This is a genomic window from Pseudomonas sichuanensis (genome assembly GCF_024749065.1).
Lineage (GTDB): Bacteria > Pseudomonadota > Gammaproteobacteria > Pseudomonadales > Pseudomonadaceae > Aquipseudomonas > Aquipseudomonas sichuanensis.
This window is the reverse complement of the sequence record NZ_CP087185.1, coordinates 2,419,358-2,431,332: the sequence shown is the minus strand read 5'-3', so window position 1 is coordinate 2,431,332 and position 11,975 is coordinate 2,419,358. Positions and strand designations below refer to the sequence as shown.

Here is an 11,975-nt window from a genome sequence, read left to right as displayed (position 1 = left end):
CTTTAAGAAATCAGCTTTTCAAGCTCTGCGCTTGATAAACGTTTGAGTGCCTCCAAAGATTTAGCCAATTCGTCTTCGACGGGCTGCGCCACGTCGCGCAGGCCGCGCACGTGGGCGCAGAACGCCTCCAGGTTGCTCGCCATGAACAGGTTTTCCAGGCTGACTTCCACCCCCAGCTGCCCGCGCAGGCGGACGATGACCTGGGTGGCCAGCAGCGAGTGCCCGCCCAGTTCGAAGAAGTTGTCGTCCAGCCCTACCCGCTCCACCTCCAGCACCTGCTGCCAGATCGCCGCGACCTGCTGCGCAAGCTCGTCGCCCGGCGCGCGGTGCGGGCCGCTCACGGCCGCTTCCGGCGCCGGCAGCGCGCGGCGGTCGATCTTGCCGGCGGGGCTCAGCGGCATATGCTCCAGGCGCACCACGCGGGCCGGCACCATGTACCCCGGCAGCGTGGCGGCGACCCAGGCCTTGAGCGCGGCATCGTCGACCGCTGCCGCCAGCACCAGGTAGGCGACCAGCTGCGCGCCTGCGGCGGCCTGGTGCACCTGCACCAGCGCTTCACGCACCAGCCCGTGCTCGCGCAGGCGGGCCTCGATCTCCGCCGGCTCCACCCGGAAGCCGCGGATCTTCACCTGCTCGTCGCCACGGCCCAGGTACCACAGCACCTGCTCGGCATCGCGCCAGGCCAGGTCGCCGGTGCGGTAGCGGCGACTGCCCGGCGTACCGTCCGGGTCGGGCACGAAGCGTTCGGCGGTAAGCCCCGGCCGCCCGTGGTAGCCACGGGCGAGCAGCTCGCCACCGATGCACAGCTCACCGGCGCCATGCTGGGCGGCGGCGCCACCCTGGCCGTCGTCCAGGTACAGCGCACGGCCCGCCAGCGCCTGACCGATCGGCAGCACCGCCGGCACTGCCTGCGGGTTGGCCAGCCACGGCGTGCAGTCCTGCAGCGTGGCGGTCACGGTGGCCTCGGTCGGGCCATAGGCATTGAGCAAGTTCACCGTGCGCCCCAGCGCACGCGCCCAGTCCTGCACGGCGCTGCCCGGCATCGCCTCGCCGCCGCACAGCACCAGGCGCAGGCTCGCCAGGGCATGGGGCCCGCTGTCGGCGAGGTCGCGGGCGATGGTCGCCCAGTACGCGGTGCTCAGGTCGGCCACCGTGATGCCCTGGGTATCGACCGCGTCGCGGAACTGGCTGCTGCTCCACACCGGCTGGCCGCGCATGACCAGCGTGGCCCCTACCGCCAGGGTGGCGAACAGCTGCTCGACGAAGGGATCGAAGTTGAAGGTGGCGAACTGCAGCACCTTGTCGCTCGCCATCAGCCCCAGGGCCTGGATCGCCGCCTCGGTGTGCCGGGCCAGCGCCCGGTGGGTCAAGGCCACGCCCTTGGGCCGGCCGGTGGAGCCGGAGGTGAAGATCACATAAGCCAGGCTGTCCACCAGGCCCGACCAGGCCGGGTCGTCATCCTGCCCGGCAAGCTGGGCCAACGGCTGGTCCAGCGCCAGGGTGGCCACCCCGGCGTCGGCGTGAGCGCGCAGCAGCGCGGCTTCACCGAGCAACAGGCTGATACCACTGTCCTCGACCATGGCCTGCAGGCGCTCCTGGGGGTAGTCCGGGTCCAGCGGCACGTAGCCGGCGCCGGCCTTGAGCACGGCCAGCACCGCCACCGGCAGCTCGACGCTGCGGCCCATGCAGATCCCCACCAGGTGCTCGGGGCCTACGCCGCGCCCGCGCAAGGCATGGGCCAGGCGGTTGGCGCGCCGGTTCAGCTCGGCGTAGCTCAGCTGTTGCCCGTCGCACACCACCGCGCAGGCCTGGGGTTGCGCCAACGCCTGGGCCTGCAGGCGCAGGTGCACCGGCACCAAGGCGGCGCAGTCGTCCACCCGGGCGCGCTCATGGCGCAGCCGTGCTTCGTTCTGCACCAGGCCCAGCACGGGCAGTTCGGCCACCGCGCAGTCGGCTGCCGCCGGCATGGCCAACAGCAGGTTGCACAGCTGTTCGGCCAGGCCCTCGACCACGGCCGCAGGCAGCACCGCCAGGTCGTGGCTCATTTGCAGTTGCAGGGTCTGGCCAACGCCGGCGGCGATGGTCAGCGGGTAGCTGGTGCGCTCGTGCTGGTGAACCTCACCGAAACTCAAGGCGCCACCGGCCTCTTGCAGGGCCTCGGCCATGGGGAAGTTCTCGAACACCAGGATGTGGTCGAACAACGCCTCGCCGCCCTGCCCCACCCAGCGCTGGATGTCATACAGCGGGGTGTGCTCGTACTCGCGCATGGCCAGGTTGCCGGCCTGCAAGGTCCGCAGCCATTCGCCCAGGGCCTGCCCGGGCGCCGGGCTTGCGAGCATCGGCAGGGTGTTGATGAACAGCCCGATCTGCTGCTCGATGCCCGGCAACTGTGCCGGCCGCCCAGACACGGTGACGCCGAAGCACACCGCCTGCTGCCCGGCCAGGCGTTGCAGCAACAATGCCCAGGCGCCCTGCACCAGGGTGTTGAGCGTCACCCGCTGGGCGCGGGCAAAGGCTTCCAGGCGTTGCGTCTGGGCAACGTCCAGGGTGCGGTCGACGTTGGCCATGCCGCCTTGCCCGGCCTGCGCGCCCGGCAGGCAGTCCAGCAGGCGGGTCGGCGCCGGCAGCCCGGCCAACTGCTCGCGCCAGAAGGCTTCGGCACTGGCCGGATCCTGGGCTTGCAACCAGCGAATGTAGTCACGCAGCGGCTGTGGCGCCTGGGCCGGCAGCGCACCGTGGTAGCGCTGCATCACCTCGCCCATTACCTGGGCGCTGCTCCAGCCGTCCATGAGGATGTGGTGGTGGGTGTACACCATCACATGGCGCTCCGCTGCCACCTGTACCAGACACACCCGCAGCAGCGGCGCACGCCCGAGGTCGAACGGCGTGCTGCGCTGCTCGGCGTACAGCGCCTGGAGGGCGGCCGGCAGGTCGGATTTCGCCCGCCAGTCGATTTCCTGCAGCGGCGACGGCACCTGGCGCTGCACCACCTGCAACGGCTCGGTCTGCTCATCGCCCCAGAGGAAAGCACTGCGCAGGATGTCGTGGGCCTGCACGGTCTGCTCCCAAGCCATGCGCAGGCGCGCGACATCCAGCCCGCCGATCTCGACGTGCAGCTGGTTGATATAGGCGCCGGCCTCGGCCTGGTACAGCGAATGGAACAACATGCCTTGCTGCATCGGCGACAACGGATACAGGTCCGCCACCTCCCGTGCAGTCAGCGCCAGGCCGTCGAGGGCGGCCTGGTCAAGCCCGGCCAACGGCACATCCGACGGCGTCAGCGCACCGGCCGAAGGCGCCAGGCAATGCTCCACCAACTCACCCAGCTCGACGGCGTAGGCATCGGCCAGGCGCTGGATGGTCTCGGGCTGGAACATTTGCCCGCTGAAGCTCCATTCCAGGGCCAGCACGCCCTGATACACCTGGCCACTGAGGGTCAGCCAGTTACCCAGCAGCGCCTCGGGGCTGCGCTCGTCGCCCTTGCCCTCAGGGGCCGGGCGCAGCAGCGCCTGTTCGTTGAAGGTGGCGTCCACCTGCCCCAGGTAGTTGAAGGTGATGCGCGGCAGCGGCAGGCCCTGCAGGCGCGCGCGGTCTTCGGCGGCCCCCAGGTACTTGAGGGCGGCGAAGCCCAGGCCACGGTCGGGCACCGCACGCAGTTGCTCCTTGACCTGCTTGATGGTCGCCGCCGGGTCGGCGGCGGGTTGCAGGCGCACCGGGAACAGGCTGGTGAACCAGCCCAGGGTGCGCGACAGGTCCAGGTCAGCGCCAAGGTCCTCGCGGCCATGGCCTTCGAGCTGCACGCTGACCGACGCTTCGCCGGTCCAGCGGCACAGCACCCGGGCCAGGGCGGCCAGCAGCAGGTCGTTGACCTGGGTGCGGTAGGCCGCCGAAGCGCCCTGCAACAGCCCACTGGTCAGGCGCGCATCCAGGCGCGTGACGGCGACCTGGCGGTCGGCGCTGCGCGCAGGTTCGCGGCTGAGCATCTGCGGCAGGTCCTGGTCGTGCTGCGGCAACTGCGCCGCCCAGTAATCCAAGGTGGCGCGCTGCGGCTCGGCTTGCGCCCAGTCGGCCAGTGCCTGGCCCCAGCGCTGCACCGAACTGCTGCGTGCCGGCAGGCGTGGCTGCGCACCGGCCTGCAAGGCGTCATGGCAGGCCTGCAGGTCTTCCAGCAGGATGCGCCAGGACACCCCGTCCACCACTAGGTGGTGGGCGGTCAGCAGCAGCCGCTGGCTGCCGTCGGGCAGGGTTGCCAGCACACCGCGCAGCACATCGCCACGGGCCAGGTCGAAGCTGCGCTGGGCCTGGTTCAGCAGCGGTTCCAGCGCCTCGAGCGTGGCGCAGTGGCGCTGCCACAGCAGCGCGGCCGGCGGTTCATCGGCGGCCGGGATATGCGCCTGCCAGCCCTGCGCGCCCTGGCTGAAGCAACTGCGCAGCACGTCATGGTGGCGCCACAGCTGCAGCAGCGCCTGCTCCAGCACGGCAGCGTCCAGTGGCTGGCGCGGCTGCAACAGCAACGACTGGTTCCAGTGATGGCGCTCGACCGGGTCGGCGGCAAAGAACGCCTGCTGGATCGGCAGCAGCAGGCACGGCCCCTCGGCGGCGGGCTGCTCGACCAGCGCTTGCTGCTGGTCGAACCCGGCACGGGCCGCCAGGCTGCGCACGGTCTGGTGTTCGAACACATCCCTGGCGCTGAAGGCAATGCCGGCAGCGCGCGCGCGGCTGACCAGCTGGATGGCGACGATGGAGTCGCCGCCCAGCTCGAAGAAGTTGTCGTCCAGGCCGATCTGCGGGCTGCGCAGCACCTCGCGCCACAGCGCGGCGATGCGTTGCTGGCGCTCGTCGCCCTGGGTTGCGGGCGTGCTGCCCGCCTGCGCCTGCGGTTGCGGCAGGGCCCGGCGATCAAGCTTGCCGTTGGCGGTCAACGGCAATGCCGCCAGCGCCAGCACATGGGCCGGCACCTGGTGGGCCGAGAGCCGTTCGCGCAGGTAAGCCTTGAGGCTGTCGGCCTGCAGCGTCGCGTCGGCCGCCAGCACCACGTACGCCACCAGTTGGGTGCCATTGGCACCGGGTTGGCCGCTGACCACGCACTCGTTCACCTCGCCATGGGCCAGCAGTTGCTGTTCGATTTCTCCGGGCTCGACCCGGTAACCACGAATCTTCAACTGCTGGTCGCCACGGCCCAGGTACTGCAACTGGTCATCGGCGCGCTGGCGCACGCAGTCGCCGGTGCGGTACAGGCGCTGGCCGTCGCCGAACGGGTCGGGGACAAAGCGCTCGGCGGTCAGCCCGGGCTGGCCCAGATAGCCACGGGCCAGGCCCGCGCCGCCCAGGTACAACTCGCCCTGGCTGCCCAGCGGCGCCTGCTGCAAGGCACCATCGAGCACCTGCGCGCGCAGGTTGGGCAGCGGCGCGCCGAGCGGTGCGGCGCTGCCCAGGTCATCGAGCAGGCAGGTGAACACGCCCACCGTGGTTTCGGTCGGCCCATAGTGGTTGACCAGGGCGCAGCCCGGCGCCAGGGCGCGAATGCGTTGCAGCAAGGCCGGCGGGCTGGCTTCGCCGCCCAGCACCAGGCAACGGCGCGGCAGCACGCCATGGTTGTCGCTGCCCAGCAGCGCGCCCAGGTGCGACGGCACGATCTTCAGCGCATCGACGCCATGCTGCTGCATGTAGGCGGCAAAGGCCTGGCCATCGACCGCGGTGTCGGGATCGATCAGGTGCAGGGTGCGGCCGCCGGCCAAGGCGCCGAACAGCACGGTATGGCCAAGGTCGGCAGCCAGGGTGGAGACCAGCGCCATGCTCTGCACCTGGCCCAGGGGCAGGCGCTGTTCGATGCCGTCCAGGTAGTTGGCCAGCGCCGCCTGGCTGACACCGACGGCCTTGGGCTTGCCGGTGGAGCCGGAGGTGAAGATCACATAAGCCAGGTCGCCGCCCAATATGTTCAAGGTCGGCGCGGCGCACAGGGCGTCGAGCGGGCCGCTGGCATCGTCCAGCAGGTGCAGCGTCACGTCGGTGAAGCCGCTGAAGCGTTCGGCCTGGTCGCTGGGCGCCAGGAGGTGAGCGGCGCCACTGTCGGCGAGCATCTGCTCCAGCCGTTGGCGCGGGTACTGCGGGTCGAGGGCAACGTAGCAGGCACCGGCCTTGAGCACGGCCAGCAGGCCCACCAGGGTTTCCAGGCGGCGCTCGGCGCACAGGGCCACCTGCGTGCGCGGGGCCACGCCGCTGTCGATCAGGCGGCGGGCCAGCTGGTTGGCTTTGGCCTCGAGGGCGGCGTAAGTCAGCGAACGCGCACCTTCAACCAGGGCAATACGCTGCGGATGCGCGGCGGCCTGGGCTGCGAAGCGCTGGTGCAGCCACGGGCCGCGTACTGTCGCATCTGCCTCGCTGGCTTGGGCAAGCGGCCCCAGCGGCAGGGTTTCGATGGCCCGCGCAGGCTCCGCCAGTGCGGCGCCCAGCAGCTGCGCCCAGTGCTGGCCGAGGCGCTCGATGGTGCGGGCCTCGAACAGGTCGGTGGCATACAGCAGCGAGGCGCTGAGCCGGTCGCCCTGCTCTTCGGTGTTCAGCGCCAGGTCGAAGCGCGCGGATTCGCGGGTGATTTCCAGCGGCGCCAGCTCGACGCCCGGCAATTGCCAGCGGTTGCCCTGGCGGGTCGCGACCTGGTGATTGAACAGCACCTGGAACAGCGGGGTGCGGTCCAGGCTGCGCTGGGGTTGCAGGGCATCGACCAGGTGCTCGAACGGCAGGTCCTGGTTGGCCTGGGCTTCGAGCACGCGCTGGCGCACCTGGGCCAGCACCTCGACGAAGCTGTGGCGGCCATCGAGCTCCACCTGCAACACCTGGGTGTTGACGAAGAAGCCGATCAGCCCCTCGACCTCGGCGCGGGTACGGTTGGCGATCGGCGTGCCGACGCGGATCACCTCGCTGGCGCTGTAACGCATCAGCAGCACCTGCAAGGTCGCCAGCAGCACCATGAACGGCGTGCAGCCGTTGGCCGCGGCCAGCTGCCGGACCGCCTCGCCCTGCCCCGCCGGCAATTCGATGGCCAGCCGCGCGCCACGGCCGCTGCGCCGCGCCGGGCGCGGATGGTCGGCGGGCAGTTCGAGGCTGTCTTCGGCCACGCCCAGGCGCTCGCGCCAGTAGCCGAGCTGGCGCTCGGCCTCGCCCGCCTCCAGCCACAGGCGCTGCCAGCGGGCGTGGTCGGCGTACTGGATCGGCAAGGCCGGCGCCGGCGCCTGCTCTTGGTAATGGCGCAGCACTTCTTCGATCAGGATCGGCATCGACCAGGCGTCGGTGACGATGTGGTGGGTGCAGAACACCAGCACCCACTGCTGCTCGCCGGTGTGCAGCAATGTGGCGCGCAGCAGCAGGTCGTGTTCGAGGTCGAACGGCTGCGCGGCCAGCGCCTCGGCCACCTGCTCCAGCTGCGCCTGGCTGCTACCGCGCAGGTCCTGGTGCTGCAAGCTGAATGCGCGGTGGCTGTGCAGCACTTGCAGGACCTGTTGCTCGTCCTGGCGGAAGTTGGTGCGCAGCGCCTCATGGCGCTGCACCAGGGCCTGCAGGCTGCGCTCCAGGCGCTGGGCGTCGAACGCCCCGCGCACGCTGAGCAGCGCCGGCTGGTTGTAGGCCGTGGACTGCGGGTCGAGCTGCCACAGCAACCACAGGCGTTGCTGGGAGAACGAGGCCTGCACCGGTTGGTCGAGGTTGTCCCGGGGTGGAATGGGCAGCAGATCGAAGGCCAGGCCCTGCTCGCGCATGCGCCCTTGCAACACCTGGCGCTCTTCGGCTGGCAACGCGGCGAAGCGCTTGGCCAGCCCCTGCATGCGGTCGGACAGCGCGGTCATACGTCCTCCACCGCATCGAACAGGGCTTCGAGGGCGTCGGCCTTGTCCTCGCTGACGCCCGAGCCGCGATGTCGCTCGACCTGCTCGGCCAGCAAGGCCACGGTTTCACCTTCGAAGAACACCCGCAGCGGCAGGTCGAGGTTCAGGCGTTCCTGCACCTGGGAGCGGATGCGCGTGGCCAGCAGCGAGTGGCCGCCCAGGGCGAAGAAGTTGTCATGCACGCCCACCTGTTCCAGCTGCAAGGCCTCCTGCCAGATCTGCGCCAGGGTCTGCTCCAGCTCGTTGCGCGGCGCCTGGTAGGCGCTGCCCTGGGCTTGCAGGGCGGCGAGCGCGGTGCGGTCGAGCTTGCCATTGGGGGTCAGCGGCAAGCGGTCGAGCACGCGCAGGAAGGCCGGCACCATGTACTCGGGCATCTGCTCGCGCAGGCGCTCCAGCAGGCGGTTTTCCAGGCCGCTGGCGCTGGCCGGGTCACGCAGGGTGGCGAAGGCCGCCAGCTGCGCGCCGGCGCCCGTCTCGCGCACCACCACGGCGGCTTCGCGCACCTCGGGCTGCTGGGCGAGGCGCGCTTCGATTTCGCCCAGTTCCACGCGGAAGCCGCGCAGCTTGAGCTGGAAGTCCAGGCGCCCGAGGTAGTCCAGGGTACCTTCGACGCCGGGGCTGACCCGGTCGCCGGTGCGGTACAGGCGCTGGCCGGGCGCTGTGGCAAACGGGTCGGGCACGAAGCGGCTGGCGGTCAGGCCAGGGCGCTGCAGGTAACCACGGGCCAGGCCCGGGCCACCCACGTAAAGCTCGCCCTCACGGCCGAAGCCGACCAGTTCGCCTTGTTCATCGAGTACCCGCAGGCGGGTGCCGGCAATGGCGCCACCGATCGACACCCGCTCATACGCTGGCAGGGCTTGCACGGCATGCGCCGAGCACCACACCGAGCTCTCCGACGGGCCGTACTCGTTGACCAGCAGGGTCTGCGGCAGGCGTTCGGTATGCCGCGCCTGCAGCTCCAGCGGGCAGGCTTCGCCGGCGACAATCACACAGGCCAGCGCGGGCTGCTGCAGGTGTTCGAGGATCTGCGCGTAGAACGACGGCAGGGCCAGGAAATGGCTGATGCCCTGTTCGGCGATCAACTGCGCCAGACGCGCCGGGTCCTTGTGCGCCTGCTCTTCGGGCAGGTACAGGGTGCCGCCCTGGCCGAGGGTCCAGAAGATCCCCGCCACCGAGCTGTCGAACGAGAACGACGACAGCATCAGGAAGCGCCGCAGCGGGGCACGGTAGAACTCGCCACGGGCGCGGGTCGAGGCACAGGCGTTGGCATGGCTGATCATCACGCCCTTGGGCTTGCCGGTGGAGCCGGAGGTGTAGATCACGTAAGCCAGGTTGCCGGGGGCGAGCGCCACGGCCGGGGCCTGTGCCTGGGCGGCCGGCAGGCCCTGTTCGAGGGCCAGGCGGGCAACGCCGTCGGGCACCTCGATGCCGTCGGCCAGGGGGCGCAGGGTGATCAGGCACTGGGCGCGGGCGTCGTGCAGCATGAACGCCAGGCGCTCGGCCGGGTAGCTGGGGTCCAGCGGCAGGTAGGCGCCACCGGCCTTGAGAATGGCCAGCAGGGTCACAACGATTTCCACCGAACGCTCGCCGTACACCGCCACGACGCTGTCGGGGCCGACACCGCGCTCGCGCAGGGCCTGGGCCAGGCCGTTGGCGCGCTGGTCGAGGCTGGCGTAGTCCAGCGCCTGTGCGCCGACTTGCAGGGCGGTATGCCCTGGGGTGGCCTTGGCGGCCTGCTCGAACAGCCCGTGCAGGGTTTCACCAGGCACCTCTACCTGCTCGGCGCTGCGGTCGAAGCGTTGCAGCAACTGCTCGGCCTGGGCGCTATCGACACCGTTCAACTGGCTCAGCGGCTGGTCGAGGTTGGCGGCCACCTGCACGGCAAACTGGGCGAACTGCGCCAGCCACGCCTGCAACTGGGCGGCATCGAATACCCGCGCCGGGCTGACCAGGCGCAGATCCAGGCCTTGCCCGCGCTGTTCGGCGCGCAACAGCAGCTTCTGCCCCAGCGGCCAGTCCTGCTCCAGCTGCGCGGCCTCGGCGCGATAGCCACAGGCGAAGGCCGGCAGCAGGGCTTCGCCCAGGTCGGTTTCGTCCAGGCAGTCGAGCCAGGACAGGCCCTGGCGCAACTGGCCGAGCAACCCCGGCAGTTGCTCGCGCAGGCCTCGGCTGCTGTCGATCGTCAGCACCAGCGGCAGTTGGCGGGCGAAGTGGCCGACGGTCTGTTCGAGCTGTTCGTTGCGCCCGCTGACCTCCAGCCCCAGCACCACGCTGGCGGGCTGCCCCAGCTCAACCAGGAACGCGGCCCACAGTACCGCCAGGGCTTCGTCGGTGCTGATCTGCCCCACCTCCGCCACCTTGGCCAAGGCGTCAGCCACGGGGTTGGCCAGTTGCTCGACGCACGGCGTCTCGGCCAGTGCCACGCGGCGCTCGAACGGCAAGGCAACGGGGCGCGCCTGCTCGGCCAGCAGGCCGCGCCAGAACGCACGCCCTTGCTGGCCGATGCTTTCCTGGGCCAGGTCGCCTTGCCAGGCGGCGTAGTCGGCGTATTGCAGGGCATCGAACTCGGCCAGCGCTTCACCGCGCAGCAAGGCTTGCAGCTCATCACCCAGCAGGCGCAAGGCGGCCGGGTCGGCACTGGCCAGTGCCACGCCCAGCAGCAGGTTGCGGCCCTCGAGGCTTGCGGCCAGCGGGGCCTGGCCGAGGTCTTCGGCCACCTGCAGGCGGGCCTGCTCGGCCGAGGCGGCGTGACGCACGCGCAGGTTCACCTGAGTGTGGATTTCCTGCGCTGGGTGTTTCAGGCCCGGCACCTGCACGTAGCGGGTGCGCAGGATTTCGTGACGCTCGCACAGCTGGGCCAGGGCCTGCTGCAGCGCCTCGAGAGAGGGCTCGGCGTCCAGTTGCAGCCACAGCCGCGCAGCCAGCGCCTGGCCGCCACTGGCCTGGAGCAGATGCGCCTGTTGCGCCGAGGTCTGGAAAATTTCTGCGTTGCTTGCGGTCATGCTTGAACTCCTTGGCCCAGTGCCACTTCGCTGCTTTTCAGGGGAATGGCCATGGCCGTGAGGATCTTTCGCGGGCCGGTGTAACCGTTGCGCGCGTGGATGGTGAGGATGTTGTCGAGGATCACCACGTCGCCCTTCTGCCAGGGGAACTCGACCATGACGTCGCGGTAGATCTGCTGCAGGTGGCGGATGTGATCCTCGGGGATAGGGCTGCCGTCGCCGTAGAAGGTGTTCTGCGGCAGTTCGTCGTCGGCGAACTCGGCGCGCAGGCTGTCGCGGATGCTCTCAGGCAGGGTCAGGGCATTGAAGAAGGTGGCATGGTTGAACCACACGGTTTCACCGGTGCGCGGGTGGCGGACCATGGCCGGGCCTTTCTGGCGGGTGCGCAGGCGGTTGCCGGATTTCCACTCGGGCTCCACGCCGATCTTCGCGCAGTAGGCCTCGACCTCGGCGCGGTTTTCGGTCTGGAACACGGTTTGCCAGGGCAGGCCCATGCCGTCGCCGTAGTTGCGCACGTACAGCACGCCGCCCTTGCGCACGAAGGCATCGCGCACCTCGGCGTCGATGCGCGGCAGGATCAGCCGGGTATCGCCGAACGGGGTTTCACCGCCGGTGGGCGACGGCAGGTCGCAGTAGAAATACAGGTGCAGCGGGAACACCGGCGAATAGGAGTGCTCGTTGTGCGGGAAGATCTTCTCTACCGCCGGGTAGTCGGTCGAGCTGTAGACATTGTGCTTGCGGGTGATCTGGGTGCGCGGCGAGGCGCGGAACAGGTACTCCAGGGCGCCGCCGGAAATCGCATCGACGCACTGGTTGAACTCGCCGATGTCCTGCACGGCGAAGCCGCGGAACAGGATGGTGGCGTGCTGGTCCAGCTTGCTTTCGATCAGCGCACGATTCTGCCCGGCCCATTCGGCCAGGTTGATGCCCGCCACCTTGGGCGTGCACAGCAACGGCAGGCTGTGGCCTTCGAACATTGGCGAAAAGGCCACGAGGCTGTCGTGGTCCATGCTCAAACTCTTGCGCCGCCCCTTGGCCAATACCGGAATGGCTTGCGCCTCGCTGTTGGACATTTCCATCTCCCGTTCGGTAAAGC

At 70.0% G+C, this 11,975-nt stretch carries 3 protein-coding genes; all 3 read right to left on the bottom strand.

Going from position 1 to position 11,975, the window contains the following annotated elements; all coding sequences use genetic code 11:
- Positions 1–2: 2 nt before the first annotated feature.
- The 3 genes from LOY51_RS11220 to LOY51_RS11210 are packed head-to-tail and all read right to left on the bottom strand — an operon-like array spanning position 3 to position 11,952.
- Positions 3–7,838, bottom strand: a complete 7,836-nt coding sequence (locus tag LOY51_RS11220; protein ID WP_258646209.1) for a non-ribosomal peptide synthetase — start codon at positions 7,836–7,838, stop codon at positions 3–5.
- Positions 7,835–10,879: a non-ribosomal peptide synthetase gene (locus LOY51_RS11215; RefSeq protein ID WP_258646208.1), complete on the bottom strand. Its 3,045-nt coding sequence runs from the start codon at positions 10,877–10,879 to the stop codon at positions 7,835–7,837. Before LOY51_RS11215 ends, LOY51_RS11220 begins: the two co-directional genes overlap by 4 nt.
- Positions 10,876–11,952 (bottom strand): TauD/TfdA family dioxygenase, encoded by a 1,077-nt coding sequence (locus LOY51_RS11210; protein WP_125858312.1) that lies wholly within the window; start codon positions 11,950–11,952, stop codon positions 10,876–10,878. Before LOY51_RS11210 ends, LOY51_RS11215 begins: the two co-directional genes overlap by 4 nt.
- Between the last annotated feature and the right edge of the window lie 23 nt (positions 11,953–11,975).

Coding starts and splice junctions, on each gene's coding strand:
- LOY51_RS11220 (WP_258646209.1), bottom strand. CDS start 7,838: ATGACCGCGCTGTCCGACCGCATGCAGGGGCTGGCCAAGCGCTTCGCC.
- LOY51_RS11215 (WP_258646208.1), bottom strand. CDS start 10,879: ATGACCGCAAGCAACGCAGAAATTTTCCAGACCTCGGCGCAACAGGCG.
- LOY51_RS11210 (WP_125858312.1), bottom strand. CDS start 11,952: ATGTCCAACAGCGAGGCGCAAGCCATTCCGGTATTGGCCAAGGGGCGG.